At 37.0% G+C, this 21,096-nt stretch carries 21 protein-coding genes and 3 pseudogenes; 9 read left to right on the forward strand and 15 right to left on the reverse strand.

The window, feature by feature from the left end:
- Positions 1–122: 122 nt before the first annotated feature.
- The gene (yghU, locus tag NKU06_RS09905) at positions 123–941 is read left to right on the forward strand and encodes a glutathione-dependent disulfide-bond oxidoreductase (RefSeq protein ID WP_254730584.1); all 819 of its coding nucleotides are present in this window, start codon (positions 123–125) and stop codon (positions 939–941) included.
- Between the two features lie 195 nt (positions 942–1,136).
- Here the strand turns inward: yghU and NKU06_RS09910 are convergent, their stop codons facing one another.
- Positions 1,137–1,916: a MipA/OmpV family protein gene (locus NKU06_RS09910; RefSeq protein WP_254730587.1), complete on the reverse strand. Its 780-nt coding sequence runs from the start codon at positions 1,914–1,916 to the stop codon at positions 1,137–1,139.
- 362 nt (positions 1,917–2,278) lie between these two features.
- Positions 2,279–3,160: a transporter gene (locus NKU06_RS09915; RefSeq protein WP_254730590.1), complete on the reverse strand. Its 882-nt coding sequence runs from the start codon at positions 3,158–3,160 to the stop codon at positions 2,279–2,281.
- Positions 3,161–3,768: 608 nt separating this feature from the next.
- On the opposite strand from NKU06_RS09915, the gene NKU06_RS09920 reads away from it, so the two are divergent.
- From NKU06_RS09920 to NKU06_RS09930, 3 genes are all read left to right on the forward strand, one after another.
- On the forward strand, positions 3,769–4,896 hold the full coding sequence (locus NKU06_RS09920; RefSeq protein WP_254730593.1) for a Fic family protein: 1,128 nt from the start codon (positions 3,769–3,771) through the stop codon (positions 4,894–4,896).
- A 110-nt stretch (positions 4,897–5,006) separates the two neighbouring features.
- Positions 5,007–5,285 carry a helix-turn-helix transcriptional regulator gene (locus NKU06_RS09925; RefSeq protein WP_254730596.1) on the forward strand — a complete coding sequence of 93 codons (279 nt, stop codon included), beginning with the start codon at positions 5,007–5,009 and terminating at the stop codon, positions 5,283–5,285.
- Positions 5,286–5,581: 296 nt separating this feature from the next.
- Positions 5,582–6,838, forward strand: a complete 1,257-nt coding sequence (locus NKU06_RS09930) for a Fic family protein (protein WP_254730599.1) — start codon at positions 5,582–5,584, stop codon at positions 6,836–6,838.
- A 67-nt stretch (positions 6,839–6,905) separates the two neighbouring features.
- Here NKU06_RS09930 and NKU06_RS09935 read toward each other — a convergent pair whose 3' ends face one another.
- The 8 genes from NKU06_RS09935 to NKU06_RS09970 form a co-directional block, all read right to left on the reverse strand.
- Positions 6,906–8,117: an ATP-binding protein gene (locus tag NKU06_RS09935; RefSeq protein WP_254730602.1), complete on the reverse strand. Its 1,212-nt coding sequence runs from the start codon at positions 8,115–8,117 to the stop codon at positions 6,906–6,908.
- 271 nt (positions 8,118–8,388) lie between these two features.
- Positions 8,389–8,910: a hypothetical protein gene (locus NKU06_RS09940; protein ID WP_254730605.1), complete on the reverse strand. Its 522-nt coding sequence runs from the start codon at positions 8,908–8,910 to the stop codon at positions 8,389–8,391.
- Between the two features lie 33 nt (positions 8,911–8,943).
- A complete protein-coding gene (locus NKU06_RS09945) occupies positions 8,944–9,156 on the reverse strand; it encodes a hypothetical protein (RefSeq protein WP_254730617.1) in 213 nt (70 codons plus the stop codon).
- Between the two features lie 36 nt (positions 9,157–9,192).
- Entirely contained in the window at positions 9,193–9,459 is a 267-nt protein-coding gene (locus NKU06_RS09950) for a HigA family addiction module antitoxin (protein WP_254730620.1), read from the reverse strand.
- An 820-nt stretch (positions 9,460–10,279) separates the two neighbouring features.
- Entirely contained in the window at positions 10,280–10,750 is a 471-nt protein-coding gene (gene ybeY / locus NKU06_RS09955) for an rRNA maturation RNase YbeY (protein WP_254730622.1), read from the reverse strand.
- Positions 10,751–10,838: 88 nt separating this feature from the next.
- Positions 10,839–12,401: a WG repeat-containing protein gene (locus NKU06_RS09960; RefSeq protein ID WP_254730625.1), complete on the reverse strand. Its 1,563-nt coding sequence runs from the start codon at positions 12,399–12,401 to the stop codon at positions 10,839–10,841.
- 204 nt (positions 12,402–12,605) lie between these two features.
- Positions 12,606–13,580 carry an IS30 family transposase gene (locus NKU06_RS09965; protein WP_254728850.1) on the reverse strand — a complete coding sequence of 325 codons (975 nt, stop codon included), beginning with the start codon at positions 13,578–13,580 and terminating at the stop codon, positions 12,606–12,608.
- A 478-nt stretch (positions 13,581–14,058) separates the two neighbouring features.
- A complete protein-coding gene (locus NKU06_RS09970; protein ID WP_254730628.1) occupies positions 14,059–14,478 on the reverse strand; it encodes a hypothetical protein in 420 nt (139 codons plus the stop codon).
- Between the two features lie 61 nt (positions 14,479–14,539).
- Here NKU06_RS09970 and NKU06_RS09975 point away from each other — a divergent pair.
- Positions 14,540–14,950, forward strand: a pseudogene (locus tag NKU06_RS09975) (IS1595 family transposase); the annotation flags it as partial.
- A gap of 7 nt (positions 14,951–14,957) precedes the next feature.
- Here the strand turns inward: NKU06_RS09975 and NKU06_RS09980 are convergent.
- The gene (locus NKU06_RS09980; RefSeq protein ID WP_371928049.1) at positions 14,958–15,863 is read right to left on the reverse strand and encodes an IS3 family transposase; all 906 of its coding nucleotides are present in this window, start codon (positions 15,861–15,863) and stop codon (positions 14,958–14,960) included.
- Positions 15,824–16,132: a transposase gene (locus NKU06_RS09985; protein ID WP_254729037.1), complete on the reverse strand. Its 309-nt coding sequence runs from the start codon at positions 16,130–16,132 to the stop codon at positions 15,824–15,826. The genes NKU06_RS09980 and NKU06_RS09985 overlap by 40 nt, the downstream gene beginning before the upstream one ends.
- A gap of 52 nt (positions 16,133–16,184) precedes the next feature.
- Here NKU06_RS09985 and NKU06_RS09990 point away from each other — a divergent pair.
- Positions 16,185–16,450: pseudogene (locus tag NKU06_RS09990) on the forward strand (transposase); the annotation flags it as partial.
- A 255-nt stretch (positions 16,451–16,705) separates the two neighbouring features.
- On the opposite strand, the gene NKU06_RS09995 reads toward NKU06_RS09990, so the two are convergent.
- The 3 genes and pseudogenes from NKU06_RS09995 to NKU06_RS10005 all read right to left on the reverse strand — a co-directional run bounded on the left by NKU06_RS09995 (position 16,706) and on the right by NKU06_RS10005 (position 18,423).
- Positions 16,706–17,122, reverse strand: coding sequence for a hypothetical protein (locus tag NKU06_RS09995; protein WP_254730634.1), 417 nt, complete (start codon positions 17,120–17,122; stop codon positions 16,706–16,708).
- A gap of 32 nt (positions 17,123–17,154) precedes the next feature.
- Positions 17,155–17,574 (reverse strand): lipoprotein, encoded by a 420-nt coding sequence (locus NKU06_RS10000; protein WP_254730638.1) that lies wholly within the window; start codon positions 17,572–17,574, stop codon positions 17,155–17,157.
- Positions 17,575–18,064: 490 nt separating this feature from the next.
- Positions 18,065–18,423 (reverse strand): annotated as a pseudogene (locus NKU06_RS10005) (hypothetical protein).
- A gap of 45 nt (positions 18,424–18,468) precedes the next feature.
- Here NKU06_RS10005 and NKU06_RS10010 point away from each other — a divergent pair.
- The 3 genes from NKU06_RS10010 to NKU06_RS10020 all read left to right on the forward strand — a co-directional run bounded on the left by NKU06_RS10010 (position 18,469) and on the right by NKU06_RS10020 (position 21,079).
- The gene (locus tag NKU06_RS10010; RefSeq protein ID WP_254730641.1) at positions 18,469–18,960 is read left to right on the forward strand and encodes an NF045616 family extracytoplasmic (lipo)protein; all 492 of its coding nucleotides are present in this window, start codon (positions 18,469–18,471) and stop codon (positions 18,958–18,960) included.
- Between the two features lie 104 nt (positions 18,961–19,064).
- Positions 19,065–20,000, forward strand: coding sequence for a hypothetical protein (locus tag NKU06_RS10015; RefSeq protein WP_254730644.1), 936 nt, complete (start codon positions 19,065–19,067; stop codon positions 19,998–20,000).
- Positions 20,001–20,389: 389 nt separating this feature from the next.
- Positions 20,390–21,079: a hypothetical protein gene (locus tag NKU06_RS10020; protein WP_254730646.1), complete on the forward strand. Its 690-nt coding sequence runs from the start codon at positions 20,390–20,392 to the stop codon at positions 21,077–21,079.
- The last annotated feature ends 17 nt before the right edge of the window (positions 21,080–21,096 follow it).

Genomic DNA, 21,096 nt, shown 5'->3' on the forward strand with positions numbered 1-21,096 from the left:
TATCAATATAATTGTGCGACTTTTTAAAGGTAATAATGGAAGATTTTGAAGCTGATTTGTCATATAAGTATGATTTTTTGCCAGAAACTCACATTCTTTTAAAAGACCAATAAGGAAAAACCATGACAACTTACACACCACCTGCCATTTGGGATTATGAAAGCGTCAAAGCTAAAGCAGGGGGTAAATTTGGCGGGACAAACCGCCCAACTGCAGGAGCGACGCATGAGCAGACGCTGCCAATCGGTGATGCGCCGTATCAGCTATACTCGCTAAACACACCCAATGGCATTAAGGTGAATATTTTATTAGAAGAGCTAAAATCTCTTGGTAAAATCACGAGTTATGATGCCTATAAGATTAATATCATGAATGGCGATCAATTTGGCTCGGATTTTGTCAAGATCAACCCAAATTCTAAGATTCCCGCTTTACTTGATTGCAGCGTCACGCCTGCCATTCCTGTGTTTGAAAGTGGGGCAATTTTGCTGTATTTGGCAGAAAAGCATCAAGCCTTTATACCAAGTGAACCGCGTGACAAGGCCGAGCTGTATTCATGGCTAATGTGGCAAATGGGTTCTGCGCCATTTGTGGGCGGTGGCTTTGGGCATTTTTATGCATATGCGCCATATCCGATGGAATATCCGATTAACCGCTATGCGATGGAGACCAAGCGTCAATTAGATGTGCTAAATAAACACTTAGCGGATAGAGTGTACATTATGAGCGATGAATACAGCATTGCAGATATGGCGATTTATCCTTGGTATGGCAGATTGTGTCTAGGCGAGCTGTATGTGGGCGAGCATTATGACGCGGCGAAATTCTTGGCGGTGCATGAATATACGCACATCATCCGCTGGGCAAAGATGATGGCTACCAAGCCGACAGTACAAGCGGCGCAAAGCTTGGTGTTACAAGAACTAGCCACCGATGCTTAAAGCCTGCAAAAGGGCGGTAAGCAATAGGGCGTCAAAGGGTATCTTTGGCGCTTTTTTGTTCAAATTTAAATAGAGCTTTTTAAGATTATCAAAGCTCTTGAACGGTTTAATTCAGTAAATAAAAAAGGGCGCTTGATACGCCCTTTATGCTTGTTTTAAGCTATTTGGTTTTGAGTCAAATTGATGAAGTTTGGCTTAAAATTTATAATTGACACCGACACGCGTTTTAGAATCGATGTCATCATCAGTCAGCGGACTGTCTTTTTGGGTGGATGACAGCCATTCGACGCGCTGATTACCAAAGATGCTGACATGATCGGTCAGCTGATAGCTTGCGGTGACGGTGGCAAATGGCATCCAGCCTGATTTGGCTTGAAAAGCATCGACACCTGTGCGCGCTGATTCGGCAGCTGAGACGCTGTAGTAGTATTGATTGTAGTCTTTGCTTTGCCATACAGCGCCAAATTCAGGATATACGGTGACTTTATTGTCCGCAAAATTAAATTTCGATAAATGCGACAAAGTCACAGTTTGACCATCGTGGCGACCCAAGGCATCGGTGGTGGCTTTCACGCGCAAACCGCCATATGGTGTGATGTGCATATAGCTTGCGTGTGCCAGTGCTGACCATTTGCGCTTATCCAGTTCGCGCTGAGCGACATCAAGCGCATCGCTTGGATCAAATTCACGGCCATCATAGCTGATACCGACGCGCACATGATCATTGGCATCTTTATAAGGATAAAAACCAGCTTCAGCGCCTTCAACATAGACGCGGTTGTTGTCATAAAAGGCTTGTGGCATAAAGCTGAAATCATCATCGGTCGCATAGCCGCTGACATTATAAGTGGCATTTGCGCCGATGGTTAGGCGTGCATTTGGATCAACAGGCAGCTGACCATCAGGATTGACCGAGACCAGTGGCAGCAAAGCAAGTGCCATCACAGGCTGCATACGACGAAAATTGGTTTTCATAAATTCTCCAAGCTGTGTCATTCATGGGTTTATTATAAAGCAAATCATGGGTGCTGTGGGAAGATTTGTGTTAAGAATTTATAAACGGCGCGATTGGTGAAACTTACGCGGTGGATTTGTTTGGCAGATGGATGATTTAGTGAGAAAATGTGGCGGATTTTTTGCTTAAGTCCGATTGCTTATACTTCGCATAATGTATATTATGTTAAATGACATGAAGTTCTGAAGTATAAAGTATAACGGCGTTTTGTGTTTATGCTGTAAGTTATTGATATTGATAGATTTGTATTTTTATCAAACTGACTTGATGATTTGTGTACCGCTTACAAATCATCAAGTCAGCCAAATGATGGATTTACAGATTAAAAAACATAAGCATAGCGCAGATTGACTCGTGCATTTTCCACCGTGCCATTTTTGACAGACAGATCGCGACCTAGCTGCAGTTGGAATTGATGATTGTCAATCCACTTTGACGCTGTTAAGCGAATATTGGTGCTTTGCAGGCGATCGCACTGTTTATTGCCATCGGCATCCGTGGTTTCGCCGCCCCACAGATGCCCAAGGCCTGCGCCCAGTGACAGCGTATCATCAATGTGATAGCGACCGATGAGCTGAATTTCAAATGAGACATCTTTCTTAAAATTATTACTATCTTTGCCGTAGAAAATCACATCGCCAGTCATATCCATTGACCATTTTTTACCAAAATTTTTGACATAGCCAGCTTGCACATATAAGCTTAAGTGATCACTGCTCAGCTCGCGGCTGCCAGTTGGTAAGCTTAGCAGTCCTGTTAAGATCAATGCGTCATTATTCTCGTTCAGCTTACGCCGATATGTGGTTGCGACCGTCCAGTCTGCCACACCGCTGATATCAATGCCTGCCGCATCGTGCTTGCCTGTGGCTTTGACAAATGGCACAAAAGTATCCAGATCCAGTGTTGATCGCTCATTGATGCCAAATGTGTGAAAATAGCGCAGCACGATCATCGATGTGTCAAGGCCAAATTGATCAGATACTGTCTTGCCCTGCTCGCGCAAACGATCGGTCGTGGCAAATTGCTGATAAACCAGTAAGGCATTGGTACCTGCAGGTGTCAAATCATTATCACCCGGTGAGATTTCGATGGCGAGTGCTTGGGTGCTGATGGCAAGTCTGGCCAGTGCTGTAAAGATCCATTTTTTTTCATTACGGTAACTCCTGTGCTGCCTATTGGATTGATATGATGGTGGAATTATCATAAAGGCGTTTGCGGATTTTATCTTGCTTGGAAGTCCGCTAGAAATTGACTGGTGCTATTATGGTGATGAAATTTGGAGAAGCTGTTAGAAAGATGTATAACAAAAAAGCTCAAATCATCTGACTTGGACTTTTTAAAATTTGGAGCGGGAAACGAGATTCGAACTCGCGACCCCAACCTTGGCAATCTCGGGCGACTATTTTTTGCTAAATACCCTTATTTTACCTCAAATAATCTCTTTATATATCAATATCTTATGATTATTATCAGTGTGAATGCTGATTACACTGTCTGATGTCTTTTTATATCTTGGCACGAAAACCAATAGGGTAAATTTACCCCATCATTTTTCGTATTTTATCATAATTTTAAATTTTTTGCCCTTGTGCTTGCTAATGAAAGTTACAGATATTGATGAATTTGAATTATTTTAAGTGTATATTCTCTATTTAATAATATTAGATTTTTTTTATTCAAATCTTGTAATTTATCAGTTTGATTTGGGGTGTGGTATGTTAATTTTGCGGTGATTGATGGTGTTATTCTCCGCATATTTTGCGGAGAATATGTGGTATAATTACCGCAGATGTGGCAAAATTGAGAATAGTGATGGTTGATACTTATATTCATGAATATCCAAATTGGACAGATTGGCAGCTTGATGAGGTGCAGCTACTCCCCCTTGTCGCCCGCATTCGTCTGCTTCAAGGGCGCTTGTTAGGGCAGATGAGCAGCCTTGGGTTTGATTTACCGCTTGAGGTTAGTCTTGAGGCTTTGACATTGGAGGTGATTAAGACATCGGAGATTGAGGGTGAATATCTCGATACTGAACAGGTACGCTCTTCGGTTGCACGGCACTTAGGTATTGAAGCACTGTATCAGCATCAGCTTGTTACGCCAAGCTATGAAGTGGAAGCGATTGTTGAAATGATGCTTAAGGCAACTTCAAGATTTGATTTGCCATTAACCTTGGATGAAGTCTGTCGTTGGCATCACGCACTATTCCCACAAGGGCTAAGCGGTATGTATGACATTAATGTGGGTGCATTACGAGATGATGCCAATGGCCAGATGCAGGTGGTTTCAGGTGCCTATGGCAAAGCCAAAGTACACTTTGAAGCACCAAAGGCCGATAGACTGCCCGATGAGCTTGAGCAATTTTTTCGGTGGTATAACGATGATGATACGGGACTTGATTTGGCAATTAAGGCAGGGCTTGCACACCTGTGGTTTGTCACGCTACACCCATTTGATGATGGTAACGGTCGTCTAACTCGTGCACTCACTGAGCGGATGCTTGCCAAAAGCGATGGCAGTCCACAGCGATTTTATAGTATGTCCGCACAAATTCTTGTCAATCGTCGTGAATATTATCACATACTTGAACAAACTCAAAGGGGCTTGGCATCAGCCACCGAATGGCTAATTTGGTTTTTAACCAATCTAGAAGCGGCTTTGATACAAGCACTCGCTCAGTCACAAAAGGTTGTCGCTAAGTCACAGTTTTGGCATACATATCGCCACACATCACTCAATCCACGACAAGTAGTGATGATTAATAAGCTTTGGGGCGATTTTTATGGCAAACTTACCACCAAAAAATGGGCGAGTATCACAAAAGTATCCACAGATACCGCTCTAAGAGACATCAATGATTTGGTTGAAAAAGGAATTTTGGTGAAGTCGCTAGCTTCTGGACGCAGTCAAAGTTATGAGCTGAGTTGTCTTGTGGGGTAGCAACAAAAAAGTTATTCATACATGAATTTGACAAAATATTATCAAAAACTACCAAAAATCCCGTAAATTTGATAAAATAATATCAAAACTAAACTGAGTTTAGATTGGTTATGCTTCATCTGTATGACGATATTGATGCACGCTTAGCTTTGGCGGCGTATCTAAAACAAAAACGCAAAGATGCCAAGCTATCACGCCGAGCACTGGCTGAAAAATCCTTGATTCCTGAGCCAACCATTCGTCGGTTTGAGGATACAGGTCATATTTCTTTAAAGAACTTTTTGTTATTGTGGATGATTTTGGATGATATTGCTCGGTTTATGGAATTAACCAAACCTGAAGCAATCAAACCCAAAACCATCGCTGAGGTGCTCGCTTATGATCAGTAACTATCAGCCGACTCGTTATTTGAGTGTTTTGTACTGGTACAATCATTGCAATGATTGCCAAGCATTTGGATGAGATATATCAACAAAACAAGGGTTTGATAATTTGACAATTCAAGACTACAACTTTCCCTAATGATAATTGACCCCTAGCCTTAAATAGAAAAAGTTTCAATCATAAAAAAATAATCACCCAAAGTCAATTAGCGGCAAACTGAAATAAAATACGATAATTTACGACAAATTACGATAAAATAAGGTAAAATACGATAAATTGCGATATTTTATGGAAAATAACAATGAAATTACCCAAGCCACCTACTTTATCAGAACTAGAAGCAAGTGATATTTCGCCTGTGCTTTTGGGATATTTGGCAGAGCATCCACCGACAGATGCCAAGGGGCGTTATTTGTCATGGGAGCAGTTTCGCTATCGTCACCCAACTAACAGCAAACGGCGCTGGCTTGCTCAAAAACTCAACCGTCATACCATCATGCAGTCGATGCATATTGGCGGTTATCAATTCTCATATTGCTTACCACACAGCCTACAAGCCAAGCTATATCATATTGAGCATCGCTATCATCAATGGCAATGGTCCATTGATACCGAAGAACTGCTCTTTGAAGAGCCGATTACCAGTGCTCAGCTTGAAGGTGCATCCACCACACGCAAGGTTGCCAAAGAACTTCTCGGCAGTCGCCGTGCACCTATAAACAAAAGCGAAGTGATGATTGTCAATAATTATCACTTGATGCAAGCAGTGAAACAACAAATAAATCAACCGCTTGATATCGCTATGATTTTGCAATTACATCGCATCGCCACAGAAGGTGCGATTGACAATGATGCGATTTCGGGTGAATTTCGCCAAGATGATGAGATTGTCATTGCTGATTATGATGGGCAAATTGTCCATCAACCCCCTGCATGGCAGACGCTACCGACCTTGATGCAGGCGTATTGTGATTTTGCTAATGCCGATCATCAGGGGGATGACTTTATCCATCCGATTGTCAAAGCGATTATTCTGCATTTTTTACTCGGCTTTATTCATCCTTTTGGTGATGGCAATGGTAGAACTGCCCGAGCTTTGTTTTATTGGTCGCTACAAAAATCAGGCTATACGCATTTTGATTATATCTCCATCAGTCGCTTATTGCACAAAGCGCCCAAGCAGTATGCGCAAAGCTATATTGATGTAGAAACTGATGAATTGGATATGACTTATTTTATTGCTTATCAGCTTACTATCATTAATCGTGCTATTAGCGATTTGCAGGCGCTGTTATCGATTGACCAAGCATCACAATCTATGTCAAAGTCCGCACCTGCAAATCTGGCTGTTGATTATAGCAATCTTAGTATCCATCAGTATCAGCTACTCACCAATACGCCAGCTGATCAGGTTTTGACCGCCAAACAAGTATCTAATGAGCTTGGCATCTCAGATAGTACCGCTCGTAAGCTACTCAATGAACTTGAGAGCATGGGATTGGCAACCACTGTGCGTAATGGTCGTGGTAAGGGGTATTTGTTGGTGAAGCGGGATTGATGTTGCCTTTAAGTGCTTTAATTAAAGGTATGTTTTGCATGGTTTGAGATTTTGGTGTACCGATGCATCATCCACCCAAAATCTCTCTCAAAAATGCCCTCAAACTCAAACACTGTATCCCTTCAAAAGTATTGCCGTCAAATTCGTCCATTGTCACCACATATTTCGGGTAGTTGTCTTGGATTTTCAGCAGGTTGCCAAGTTCTCGCTCAAGTGTTTTTTCTTCATTAATGGTCAGCGCCGCCTGCACATATATACGTTCACCATCCTTCTCTGCCACGAAGTCAATTTCTTGGCTATTTAAACCGCCGATTTTGACATCATAACCTGCGATTTGAAGATGATTGAATATGCAGTTTTCAAGCAATTTGCCACGATCTTGTACCCGATAGCCAATCAGGGCGTTTCGCAAACCTAAATCTTCAAAATAGTATTTTTCGCCAATCTCAAAAATGCGTTTACCTTCAATATCATAGCGTGGTACTTTGTGAATTAAAAAGGCGTTGGCAAGATATTCCGCATAATTTTGTACCTGCATGCTTGATGTGGTAATTTTCTGCGATTTTAAAAAATCAGAGATTTTTTTAGCAGAAAACAAATTGCCAATATTGCTTGCTAAAAATTGCGTAAGCTGCTCTAAAAATTGCACATTTCGCAATGAATAACGGTTCACAATATCCCGAATGGCAATGGTGGAATAAATATTTCGTAGATATTCAAACACGATGTTGTCTTGCAACGGCAAGTCTTTCAAATAAGGTAAACCGCCATATTTCAAAAACAGTGACATCGATTTATCGCTATCGTCCAGTTTCATAAATTCAAGAAATTCAAAATAGGACAGGGAGTGGACATTAATTTCAATCGCTCGCCCACTCAGGCTGCCTGCAATATCCCGTGAAAGCAAATGAGCATTGCTACCCGTGCAATACAAATCCAATTCGTCATCTAATAAAAGCGAACGCAACGCTTGTTCAAAATCTGTAATTTCTTGAATTTCATCGATAAAAATGTAATTATTTTGACCGCTCTTTTTCTGCTCTTGCACAAAATCATTCAGGTGCTCTGCGGTTGTAATATGACTAAACGCCAAGTCTTCTTTGTTGATATAAATAATGTGGGCATTTTCATCCGCTGTTTGAATCTCTTGCATAATCTGAAACAGCAAATAGCTTTTGCCCACACGGCGTTGCCCTGTGAACACTTTTATTAGACGTTTTCCGATAAACGGGCGTACCGCTTCAAGGTATTTTTGGCGATAAACCAAATCTTTTTTCATGGTAAAATCCTAAAACTATAATTGATATTTTACCTTGATATAGAAAAAGTTTCAATTATACTTGAAACTTTTTCTATAAATAACAAAGTTTCAATCATAAAAATAATCACCCAAAAGTCAATTGGCAACAAACTGAGATAAAATACGATAATTTACGACAAATTACGATGAAGCTGTCCCAAGCCTCTCACTTTGTTGGAACTGGAAATGTGGGATATGGATTGGTAAAGTGGAGTTGATATTGCCTTTAAGCGTTTTGATCAAAGGATGTTCACCTCCCCACATCCTGCAAATATCCAAAACAATAAAACGGCTCATGGTAATCATGATACAGTTTTCTTAAGTTTGCTGTATCTCGGCAAAACATAGCTGTGCGGATATTGGTTCGATAGGCATCTAGGCAGGTGCGCAATGAGCCGATGAAATCTTTGATTTCAGATGATTGAAGATTAGATGGTTGATATAAACACTCAATATTATCTAGTATTAACAAATATCGCTGATTACCTGAGATAATTTGCTCAAATACAACTCTAAGAGAATAACAGCTATCTGCTTGATTGGGACAAACAGCTGCAATCATCTGCGACATAAAATGCTGATAAATAGATACTTGCACATCAGCAAAATCATAATAAATCACATGGATGTCAGTATCTTTAGCCAGTCTTTCAAAGACTTGTCTATATTCATCCAATCGATACAAATACGCATCATCACTGCTATAAAACACAGCAGTATCCAATATCCCTTCACAAAAGGCATCAAAGATACGCGTTGGTAAGTCTTTCATGGGTTTTAGATTGTCATAAATTTAATGACTGTCTCAATCATCCAAAGATGTATAAGCCATCATCTGAGCATAAATAAATTCAGGTACCATACAAAATTTAGGTTCTCCATCTTTTATAATAGCAATCACATCTTTTTCGACAACTTCCATCCAGTAATCAAAGTTCTCTTCTAACTCTGATATTTCGATGTAGTGTTTGGGCGCATAGTCTTGAAGTGTCAGCTTTTGGGTGCTTGCTTGTTCCATATGAGTTCCCTTTTTTATGCTGTGATGGTTCTGAGGTTATTTGAAATGGGCTGTTTTGGCAAGTTGTTGCTCATAGGTATTTTGTAAGTTCAGCCAAAATCTAGAACTATTGCCAAAATACTTTGCCAAGCTTAAAGCAGTATCTGTACTAATACCACTCCGCTCACCGATGATATCATTAAGATGGTCAGGCGCAACACCCAAAGACTCAGCCAAAGTCGCTACTGGCAACCCCAAAGGTTTTAAAAATTCTTCACGCAGTATCTCACCCACATGAATTGGTCTCATGCTGTTGTTGGACATAGGCGCTCCATGATGTTATCGTGTAGGCAATAATTAACAAGTATTTGCAGTCTTGGTAGTGATTGCCTGCCCTTTGGTGTATTTTACCATAAATAAAGGAGTTGTCCTGGATAATAACCAAAAATTCCATTTGGGTTAAAATAGCCAAATGGAAAAGATTGTTGCATAGTCCACTCTATTTAATCATCCAATAACAACAACCTTTGATTGTCAAATGTAAAAGATTTTGCATTTATTGGGTACTGGCATACAATCCAATATTAGCAGTTTACTGATTGCTAGCTAGTATTCTGTTGCAGCTTAACATAGGTTATTTATTTCCTGAGATAACCATTGCCGATGCCATACTTGTTCGCACCATTCATCAAGCATGCTTGATTACATTAGCAGGCAAATCTATGTGAAAGAAATTAACACCATAATAATCATAGAGACTCAACCAAGATGGACAGGGTTCACTGAAATCACTAGTCATTTTAAATCGGAATTGATGCCCATTTGGAGTGGAATAGGTGGTCAGGAAGGTATGGATTTTGCAAAACACGACCATTGGTCGTGTTTTTATATGCCGAAAAATATTTATTTGCACTATATGGTGTATTGTAAGATACTAAGCTACAAATTTTTTAGCATATTGGGGTGTGGTTCACGCCAGACTAGCATATTCTTGGTTGGGAAATGTTCTTTTTTGCCAACCTATCTTTTAACTGCTGTTCAATTATATTCCAAGCAAAAGGATCTAATGGATCACCAATACCATGCTTATAAGCAACAAAGGGTTTGTTGTAGTTGGTTTGACAATTCAAGCCTAAAAAAATCATTAATATGGATTATCAATTCCTAATTTAGCTAAGATTTCGATTTCCAAACATTCCATTTCTTCTGCATCTTCATCACTTAATTCATGGTCATAGCCCAATAAATGTAATACGCCATGCACCACTAAATGGGTAAAATGTGCGGTTGCTGATTTTTGTTGCTGTTCTGCTTCTGTTAAAACGACAGGAATACAAATTACTAAATCCCCTAATGGATATTGTTCCAATTCATCAACAATATCGGCGGGAATTTCACTTGGAAAAGATAGTACATTGATTGGTTTATCTTTTTGGCGATATTGATGGTTTAATTCTTGGCTATATGCCAAATCCACACAGGCAATACCAATTTCAACATCTTGTTCAAACTCAATATGTTGTAATGTAGTTGTAATAACGTGTTGTAAATTGTCTTCATTCAGTGTCAATTCAGGTGAGATAAAATCTTGCTGTAAAACTAAGTCGATATTCATATTAGCTAAAGAAATGCTAAAAATAAGGTGTCATGATAAGTGTTTTCATTTTAAAAACCTATAGTAAAGTATCATTAACAATTTAAATTTAGACATCACTAATAGTAAGATTTAAGCGTTTACTCAGTGTTAAGATTTCATCTTCATCTTCTGTTTTAACTACAATATAATGGCAATTATCATAACCTGAATTAATATCCATCAGAGAATATATGGATTGAGATTGTAGTTGGGTATTAATATGAGTAATACCTTTTTTGTAATCATCATGATTAATCATAAAAGGTTGCTGAATCTTATCTGTGATAAAACTACTTAATTGTTCAAAATCAAATTTCCAATCATCAGCATAATGTTCAATATAATAAGTTAATAAAAGATAAGAAAGATAGTCATTTTCTGCATCTTCTAATTCGTCTTTTTCTAAGTCAAATAATTTTTCCAATTTCTTACGGAATTTATCAGAATGATTGACCAATTCAAGATAATCTTTTTTAATTTTATTACGTTCTTTTTTGCTTAAATTCTGCTTGAAATCTAATAATTCAATAAGTCTTGCAATATCATCTTCTACATTAAAATGTTGATGAACGAATATACCTTGATTTTGTTCGGTATAAATTTCTAAATCATTACATGCTCGTTCAACATATTGTAGTAATAAATTAAAATGTTGAATATCTTCATTAGTTAAATTATTAAAATCAAATGGTTGGCTATCTTGTACCATATCTATATAACTACCAAACAAAGTTTGTGTTTTGGTTAAATAAATACGCTCATTTTCCAATAAAACCACAAAACAAATTTCCGCTTTTACTTTATGGCGATGAATTTTGGCTGATGCTTCAAAATTGACTGTTAAAAGTGGGCGATGTCGTTCTTGTTGTAATAATTCATTTAAATCATCAACTTGTTCCAAACGCATTTTTGCTCGTAATTGATTATAGGATTTATATTCTTCCTGATAATCATAATTTTCAGGTTTATTTTCTAATCGACTTAAATCATACGGAGCATACCAATAAAATAAAGTTAAATCTTTATTTTTAGTTTGATAGTGGTCATCATTTTGACGGAAGTATTCATTGAGTTGTAAAACATTATCATATAATATCCTTGTTTGTTCTTGATATTCATTTGGGATATTGTAAGTGATCCGCTGGCCTGCTTTATTGATAAAAAAACTACTACCATTCAGCTGAACATAAGCACTTTCTTTAATAAATGGATAAATAATTTGGTCAAATTGCGGTGTAATGATTTCATTTCCATGACAGTCAATAAATCCCCATTGTTGTTTTTTAAATAATTTAAATTGATTTTTGGTTAGACATACACCTGCCATATTTTCATTAAATGGCATAATCTTATCATATATACATGGTGTTAGTTCTTTTACTTGAGGCATTGTACAATCTATAATCCCCATTTTACCATTAAGTGTTACAAAAGCAAAATATAATCCACATTCTAATTGTGGATGAATATAGTATTGTAAAGATATAGCATCATATTTTGTTGCTAGAATTACACTATTAGTATAATGGATAAGACCATATTTTCCATTGAGGGCAACAATAAAAAAATCACCATATTTACATTCAATGACATCATCATATTTTTGCTGTAAATTCTTTAATTCGTACATATTAAATTCTCATTAAAAGACAGATTCAAGTGCAACGCACTAAAAACTAGATTTTACCTCAAGTGGTGTTCTAAAAAAGAACCTTATTTAAACGTTGCAGTTCTTACTTGAATCTAAGAAATTATATCTATCATCAAATTATTAGTATTAATGACTATACCTTTGTAGATAGCTCTATATAAAAATTTTTAAACGCTTGAATTGTCAAACCAACTGCAACACCTTTTGATAATAAACCTCATAAGGTGTTCGCCAATTTAAACATTTTCTCGGTCGTAGATTAAGTCTAGCAACCTTTGTTTGTATGTATTGTTCATCCCACTGGTTAATATCTTGTTGCTTTGGAAAATATTCCCGAAGCAACCCATTGGTGTTCTCATTACTTCCTCTTTGCCAAGGCTGGCTTGGTGGTGGAAAGTAGAAGTTTGCTTTTAGACTGTCTGTTACTTGTTTGTGTTTGGCAAATTCTTTTCCCCTATCTGGCGTAATGGTAAACACAGGGTGATTGGCTAAAGCATGGATGATTGCTTGACTGATTAATTCTGCCTTTTTGGCTTTAGCGGTTGCACAAATCAAAAAGCGACTACATCTATCCACCAATGTCACAAGACAAGCCTTGCCTGATTTACCCAATACTGTATCAGCTTCCCAATCACCAATTCTTAGGCGTTCATTGGCAATCTGTGGTCTGTCTTTAAGATGATGAGTAATTGGTATCTTACCTCGCTTTTCTTCATGGTTTTTGGTGTGACGAGTTCTGCCTTTGTGCCTTAGCTTTCTTGTGGCAAGCTTACCATCCACATCAAATAAGCCCTTGTATAACCCTCGATAGATGGTTGCATAGCTAATCTGTATTTGACTGTCTTCATAGGCTAAACGATGTTGTATTTGCTCAGGTGACCATTGGTGGTTAAACAGCTTGTCTTGTACTAAGTTAAATACAAGTGGGTTATTAAGCTTTAACTTAGGGTGACAAGCCTGTCTTCTTGTTTGGTATAAGCAATTTGCCTTGGTTGCTGAATAATTGCCATCATAGCCATTTCTTTTTATCTCACGGCAAATGGTGGATTTGGCTCTGCCTAACCGTTTGGCAATCATACCAATGGATTTGCCCAAAGATAGTAAAACCATTATCTTTTCACGTTCATCTATGCTAAGATGTCTATAAGAAGTGTTCATATGCTTTAATGTCTTGTTTTGTGTGGTAACTTAATGATACATTAAATTGATGAACACTTCTTTTTTATTTGGTGTTGCGGTTAGATTGTAAATTCAAGACAATAAATAATCGATGACCATATCATATTCCAAACAGTTGAGCTTTCTATAAATAAAAATATAAAATACTGACATATAAAATAAACAGAAAACAAAAAAGCATAGCCAATTTTATTTCTTACTAAGGACAAAAATAATGCAAAGAAAAAAGTAAATATCGCCAATAATTTAAATGCGACACCATCATCACCCCCTGTGCCATTAATTTGATATAAATACATTATTGAATATTTATCATATCCAAAACAAATTTTATTGTATTCAATAAAAAGCAAGGGAAATACTGATAAAAACAAGCATAGCTTTGATGTTATCAAAAAAAGTTTTGGCATGAGAGTTTTTATTTATGGTTAATTAGGTGAATATTATATTTTACCACCTATTCCAACACTTCAATAGTATATGTTCTTTTAAATTCTTTGCCTGAAAACATTGCATCGTAAAATCTCCCCTGTACTTGAATGGTGATGAGTTCTAGCTTGGTGGGTGTACCTGCAATAGTTAAGTCCGAGTAATCTGTTCTATAAACAGGTTTATTATATATGTCTTTATTGGTTTCATATACTTTGGGCTTTACCATAATATCAGTGCTTGAAGAAAAAACTGTAGTATCTTCATCAGCAACTATGCCTTCTATCTGAATTTTTGCATGGTAAGACTGATTGAGGCGTGCTTTGGGTAATTCTTGGGTGGTAAACTCAGGTCTAGTTGAAGCATAATACAGTACAAGATAGCTCACTATAAATAAAACAAAAAGTCCAAACATAAAGCCTATAGACCACAGAAAAAATCGTTTCATTGTTAAGCTCCTATTTTTTTATGGGGCTGTAGTAGATTAGCACTTATGCTATACTACAAATATGAAGATAACTCGTTGTAAATTAAGTAAAAAAGTTCAAATAAAACTGCTTGAATTTTTTGTTGCACAAGTTACTGCTAGAACAGCAAGTGATTTGCTTGGCATTCAGCACAATTCAGCAGCTTTATTTTACCGCAAAATCAGGCTTGTGATAGAATATAATCTCAACCTTGAAGCTCACACTTTGTTTGATGGCGAAGTAGAGCTTGATGAAAGCTACTTCGGTGGCATTCGTAAAGGCAAGCGAGGTCGTGGAGCTGGTGGTAAAACAGCTGTGTTTGGTCTTTTGAAGCGTAATGGCAAGGTTTATACTGTTGTTGTAAAAGATACCAAACAAAGCACCTTAATGCCTATTATCTCAAGCAAAATCAAGCCAGATAGCATCGTTTACACAGACGGTTTGTACCGGTCAACTATTTTCAAACAACCCCTAAGAGGGTTTTGTTAAAAAACTGTCGTTCTTTTTCAACAGGGCTTAGGTAGTTATTAAAGCTGTGGGGTCTGAGTTGACTGTAATAGCCAAGAATATAACTTGCCACATCTACTTTTGCTTCATGAATATTCTCATAACCATGTTTTGGCATCCACTCATATTTAAAACTTCGAAAGAATCTTTCTGTTGGTGCATTATCCCAACAGTTGCCTTTTCTGCTCATACTGTGTGTCATCTTACATCTAGCAATAGTATCAGCAAAGGTGCGACTGGTGTAATGAGATCCTTGATCTGAATGAAATAACACACCGGTTGGTTGAAAGCGTATGGTATAAGCCATGATTAATGCTTTGGTGGTCAGCTCACTGTTTGGACGATCACTCATGGCAAAGCCAATGATGTGTCTGGCATATAAATCCATCACCACTGCCAAATAACAAAATCCTGCTTTGGTGTGAATATACGTCACATCCGATACCCATACTTGATTGGGTGCAGCTGGTGCAAACTGCCGTTTAAGCAAGTTGTCATGCACTGTATGTGCTTGATCAGCTAAGCGATAGCGATGCTTGATGCTTTGGCGACTGATAAGTCCTTGTGCTCTCATTAATTGACGCGCTTTATAGCGTGTGAGTTTAATCTGATGAGTACGACTGACCATAGCAGCAATACTTCTAGATCCTGCTGACCCTTTGGAGCAATCAAATGCCTGTTTTACCCATAAGCGTAACTCAATCTCTTTGCGTGTTGGCAGTTTTGGTTTTTGCTTGGCATAATAAGTACTTCGGCAAATACCAAATAACTGACACAGCTTTGCTTTACCGATGCTGTATTGCCCCATCAATTGCTCTATTAGCGGGATAGTAAGCTGTCTTGTGCTAATAGAGCGGATGCCTTTTTTAAAATATCTCGCTCAAGTCTTAGCTGGGCATTTTCTTTACGAAGTCGTTCAAGCTCTCGTTGTTCTGGTGTTAGAGCATGACCTGTGGCTAATGGCTTGCCTTGAAGTTCAAGACGATAACGTTTAAGCCAGTTTTCTAAAGTAGATTTACCGATATCATATTGCCTAGCAACATCAACAACACGCTGATTTTGCTCTTCAATGAGTTTGACCATTTCTAGTTTAAACTCAGTGCTGTACTGCTTACGCTGTTTTGTCATGAGAGATTACTCCTAGTTTGGGGTAGTATAACCTCTTATGGGGTGTCTGGGAATATTGTACCGGTACAGTTACAGAAGCTATAATGCCCTTGATGTGAGTGAGTTTAAACACTTTCGCATCAATCCAATCATTCCAAAGAGTTTGTCAAAGACCACAACCACATCAACGGCATTGAAAATTTCTGGTCTCAAGCTAAACGAGTACTTAGAAAATACAATGGCATTGACAAGAAAAACTTCCATCTTTTTATCAAAGAATGTGAGTTTAGATTTAACTACAGCACACCATCTAATCAGCTTAAAATATTGAGAAAATAGTGTGGGATTTAGACCTTATCTACTACAGCCCCTTTTTTATTATGAGCATCTACCCAAATACATATATTTGGAAAATATGTTTGCGAAAGTCAGAAAAATTCACATTGGTCTTAATGGTGTAGTTGTCTTTACCCCAACTAAAAATCTTCAAATAATATCAGTATGATAAATTTTTCTAGAAATACTAATAAATTGTCATCTATTAATTCTATGATACAATAATTTAAATTGAATTACATTAATTATTTATTAATATTAATTACACTGTTTGACATAAATTGTATATGTTTTATTATAACCATCACTCGGCTCAAAAAATGAAAACATATGTTTATAAAAATCAACATTAATCTTTACATCAATCGGCTCTAAGCTCGTAGGTGTACCTGACACGGTAAGTTCATTGCCATCGTAATCGGCTACCAAAGCACCTGTAATATCCCTATGCCCATACCCACTAAAATACATTCTTGCATTTAATTTGAAATTTTCATCAGACACTTGACCGTATTTTATCCAATCACTTGACACAACAGTACCACCACCAACTTTAATCTTTGCTTCATAAAATTGATTGAGGCAGGCATCGGGTAGAGTATCTGGATAAAAAGTAGCCCTGCTACAACTTGTTAATAACAATATTAAACCTGCTAAAAAAGTTTTCTTATTCACAGCCATTCCCGTTTTCCAAAAATATAGAAAAACTAATTGCACTGTTTTACACGAATTGTATATGTTTTCTTATGACCATTACTTGGCTCAAAAAATGAAAACATATGTTTATAGAAAGCAACATTAATCTTTACATCAATCGGCTCTAAACTGGTGGGTGTACCTGACACGGTAAGTTCATTGCCATCGTAATCGGCTATCAAAGCACCTGTAATATCCCTATGCCCATACCCACTAAAATACATTCTTGCATTTAATTTGAAATTTTCATCAGACACTTGACCGTATTTTATCCAATCACTTGACACAACAGTACCACCACCAACTTTAATCTTTGCTTCATAAAATTGATTTAAGCAAGCATCAGGTAAAACATCTGGATAAAAAGTGGCTTTGCTACAACCTGTTAATAACAATATCAAACCTGCTAGGAAAAATATTTTCTTATTCATATCCATTCCAATTTGACAAAAATATAGCAAAACTAATTGCACTGTTTTACATTGATTACATATGTTTTCTTATAACCATCACTCGGCTCAAAAAATGAAAACATATGTTTATATATATCATAATTAATATCCACCTTAATAGGGCTTGTGTTACTTGGAGTCCCCGTTAAACTAAGTATATTGTAATCTTCATGAAATAACGGATTATTATAAATATCCACATCCTGCTTTCCATTATTATATATCCTAGGAGACAATTTGAAATTTGCATCCGATATATTGGAGCTAAATGTAGAATCTATAACATGACCATTCAAAATTTCTATTTTTTGGGAATAATACTGACCCAAACAAGCCTCAGGCAGTTTATCGGGTATCACTTTGTCGTCAAAGCAGGCTGTTAAAAATAAACTCAACATCAAAAAGATAAACCGGCACACCATAAGTTATTTCCTAAATATAAAAGATGGGGCTGTACTAGATAAACCCCCTAAACCCCACACCATTTTCTTAACAATCTTAATTGATTGGATGGTATGCCATAGTTAAATCCAAACTCACATTCTTTGATAAAAAGATGAAAGTGTTTCTTGTCAATGCCATTGTACTTGCTTAAAACACGCTTGGCTTTGCAAATGCCGTCAAAATAGCTTTCATCAAGCTCTATTTCGCCATCAAACAATTCTTTAGCCTTAAGTTAAGATTAAGATGGTATTCTATCACAAGTCTGATTTTATGATAGAATAAAGCTGCTGAATTTGGGTGTATTTGTAGCAAATCAGCTGCCGAACGAGCAGAAACTTCAAGTACAAAAAATTCAAATGAACCTTTGTTATTACCCAAAAACATCAAATGGACAGAATGTTTTGATATTATTAAATAGGAATTTCTTGAATGAAAAATTTGTTAACTATTTTGATGGTATTGACTGCTCTTACTGCTTGTAAAAAAGGAGAACCTAATGATGGTGGAGTGTTGATTGCAATAAAAAACAATCAACCTTGCTTTTATTTGTATGACGAAAAAGATAATAATCAAAAAGCAGACAATTATCATCTGGTTCTTGAGAATAGCGAGCCATCTGTAGATGATGAAAAAGAAGGACAAAGAGTCTCTTTTACTGGCGACCTATCCATATTAAAAAGTCCTGAAAGCTGTTTTATGTTTTCAGACTTTAATTATAGACTAAATGATATTTATGTTGTATCTAGCAGTAAATACAGTGCTAGCTCTTACTTTTGCCTAGTAGAAAATAATGGCAAATTACAAATCAATCAAGCAGAGTATGTGCGTGATTCACAGGGTTGGAGTACACAAGTATGCAGTGATAAAGCATATAGCAACCATCGTGGCATTTGGTGGCGATTCAAGCGACGGCTTTTTTGATGTGCCTGGTTGGGTCGCATCTTGGAAGTTGTTATTGGTTAGGGGTGCACTGGTACACCCTGATATGTGGCAGTATATTATAGAACCTGCTTATTGATGAGAATATGATGATAAGATTATTATTTGTTTTGATGGTATTTATCATTGGCGTGATGAGCTTACAAGCTTGTCAAGCTGATAGCCCACCTAAGCCACTCCCTCAAGAAGTAACTCTACACTTTGGTCATCAAGGTGTGAAAGACAATCATCGTTATTTGGGTTATAGTGAAACGGCAGGTTCTCTAAGCTTTGATAGGTATCATTGGCAACCACCAAATTTAGGTATTGTCAAGCTTGAGCATTTTGGCAAGACAACAACAATTCCCCATGTTTTTTCCATCTTTGTTGCGCGACATGGGGAGCGTACTGATGGTGTTGGCGGTATGGATATACAAGCAGGACTTAGCCAAGTAGAATTTACTACTGCTGAACAAGCCTATCAAGACTATGTAGCACTCATTACCGCCTTTAAACAGGCAGGATGGCAACAGTATTTTAGACCTTGGGATGCTAGAATTGCCAAAGAGGATAATATTAAATTACTTTCACATAGTGATAAAGAGAGTGATGATATTATCTTAAGTTCTGGTTTTGCTTCTGATGGTGTAAATGCCCTAACTTTTAAAGAATGGCAATATATGATTGCCAAGCAAGAAAAAGATGGCTATGGTTTTGTATTCAACTTAAATCTTTATCTTCGTGATGTTACGGTTTGGATAAATATTCAAAAAACCGCCACCAAACCCAACCCAGTCCCCGACCAACCTGATTTGGAGCAGTATATGGTGGATTTTCATTTTAACACTGCCAAATATGATTTTTATAACAGTATTAGGGGAGAAACAGTCGTAGAGTTAAAACAAGCTTATGATGATGAGTATGAAACATACAAAAGCATCCGTCAAGACCATGAATCTCGTGCCAAAAACGCAGGCTTCTCCATCAACGAATCCTACCAAGACCCTGATATGTGGCAGTATATTATAGAGCCTGCTTATTAGCTTGAATATACAATCCAAGTGCAAAAAGATGATTGAAAACTCTTTAAATCTACTCTTTGCTAAGTGGGATGGCAGGTTGAGTTATGTATGGTTGGTGAACATAAAGGGTTTGATAAAGGTTGCAGAACACGAACAAATTGCTGTGCTACAACGATGTTTTTATGCCTCCAATGCTCAAAAACAACAACGCATTAAAAGAATTTTGGATATCTAAAAAGAGATGGAAGCCCAGCCAAATGATACCAAAGCAAAAAGAGCCAAACTCTTCTTGGCAGACTTTTTGGGCGATGTACAAGGTCGCCAAGCGGTGCTGACCAATCAATGTTGGGTGTCTACAATAAATTATATGCACGGTGTCAAAAAAGAAGATTATAATAGGTTTGAGTTGTATGAAAAAGTTATCATTGATCATCCTGATTGCTTTAACGGCAATAGTAAGTTATTTTTATCTACACCAATCGGAGTTTTTTATAGAAAAAGGAAATAACAGCATTCAGCATATTTATCGTAGTGATTGGATAAAAGCTTTAAAACCATACGATAAAGGAGATGAAAATACACAAAAAATGGTATCACAAATTAAAACTGGTGAAATTGAATTGTTTGAATCTCAATTAAGCTTAATGTTGGGTGAGTCAAAGATGATCAATGAGTTGGATAAATTCGGTATTTTTTATACGCCTACTGCGTATAAAGATCCAAGAAAAAATAAAGAAAAAATCACTCATTTTTCGTTTGGGTCTGGAGATATTAGGACAACTGTAGAAATAGAACCTACATCTGAGAAAATTATCGCTATACATTCAAGCAAATACCATGGGAGCTTTGATTTATCAAAATTTAATATTGATAAATTTAATCTTGAATTTTTGGAACAAATAATACAAAAAAGCAATACCGGCAATCAAGATGAAATTGCTTTGATTGTTCACAAAAGATTTGTTTCAAAAAAGAATAAAAATGTGATAGTGGATTTTATTTTTTTTAAAAATTACCACAATCAGCAAGATATTGATTATGCTGAAAAAAATTTGGATAAAATCAATAATTTTAATGAAATTCGTATTTTTTACAGGTAAATAAAAAGACAGCAAGC

The sequence above is a fragment of the Moraxella sp. FZLJ2109 genome (genome assembly GCF_024296965.1).
Classification (GTDB): domain Bacteria; phylum Pseudomonadota; class Gammaproteobacteria; order Pseudomonadales; family Moraxellaceae; genus Moraxella.

Bases quoted from the DNA above. Each gene is read 5' to 3' on its own strand.
- NKU06_RS09925 (WP_254730596.1), top strand. From the start codon at position 5,007: ATGCTTCATCTGTATGACGATATTGATGCACGCTTAGCTTTGGCGGCG.
- NKU06_RS09940 (WP_254730605.1), bottom strand. From the start codon at position 8,910: ATGAAAGACTTACCAACGCGTATCTTTGATGCCTTTTGTGAAGGGATA.
- NKU06_RS09915 (WP_254730590.1), bottom strand. From the start codon at position 3,160: ATGATAATTCCACCATCATATCAATCCAATAGGCAGCACAGGAGTTAC.
- NKU06_RS09910 (WP_254730587.1), bottom strand. From the start codon at position 1,916: ATGAAAACCAATTTTCGTCGTATGCAGCCTGTGATGGCACTTGCTTTG.
- NKU06_RS09985 (WP_254729037.1), bottom strand. From the start codon at position 16,132: ATGACAAAACAGCGTAAGCAGTACAGCACTGAGTTTAAACTAGAAATG.
- NKU06_RS09935 (WP_254730602.1), bottom strand. From the start codon at position 8,117: ATGAAAAAAGATTTGGTTTATCGCCAAAAATACCTTGAAGCGGTACGC.
- NKU06_RS10000 (WP_254730638.1), bottom strand. From the start codon at position 17,574: ATGAATAAGAAAATATTTTTCCTAGCAGGTTTGATATTGTTATTAACA.
- NKU06_RS10015 (WP_254730644.1), top strand. From the start codon at position 19,065: ATGATGATAAGATTATTATTTGTTTTGATGGTATTTATCATTGGCGTG.
- yghU (WP_254730584.1), top strand. From the start codon at position 123: ATGACAACTTACACACCACCTGCCATTTGGGATTATGAAAGCGTCAAA.
- NKU06_RS09970 (WP_254730628.1), bottom strand. From the start codon at position 14,478: ATGAAACGATTTTTTCTGTGGTCTATAGGCTTTATGTTTGGACTTTTT.
- NKU06_RS10020 (WP_254730646.1), top strand. From the start codon at position 20,390: ATGAAAAAGTTATCATTGATCATCCTGATTGCTTTAACGGCAATAGTA.
- NKU06_RS10010 (WP_254730641.1), top strand. From the start codon at position 18,469: ATGAAAAATTTGTTAACTATTTTGATGGTATTGACTGCTCTTACTGCT.
- NKU06_RS09930 (WP_254730599.1), top strand. From the start codon at position 5,582: ATGAAATTACCCAAGCCACCTACTTTATCAGAACTAGAAGCAAGTGAT.
- NKU06_RS09950 (WP_254730620.1), bottom strand. From the start codon at position 9,459: ATGTCCAACAACAGCATGAGACCAATTCATGTGGGTGAGATACTGCGT.
- NKU06_RS09945 (WP_254730617.1), bottom strand. From the start codon at position 9,156: ATGGAACAAGCAAGCACCCAAAAGCTGACACTTCAAGACTATGCGCCC.
- NKU06_RS09920 (WP_254730593.1), top strand. From the start codon at position 3,769: ATGGTTGATACTTATATTCATGAATATCCAAATTGGACAGATTGGCAG.
- NKU06_RS09965 (WP_254728850.1), bottom strand. From the start codon at position 13,580: ATGAACACTTCTTATAGACATCTTAGCATAGATGAACGTGAAAAGATA.
- ybeY (WP_254730622.1), bottom strand. From the start codon at position 10,750: ATGAATATCGACTTAGTTTTACAGCAAGATTTTATCTCACCTGAATTG.
- NKU06_RS09960 (WP_254730625.1), bottom strand. From the start codon at position 12,401: ATGTACGAATTAAAGAATTTACAGCAAAAATATGATGATGTCATTGAA.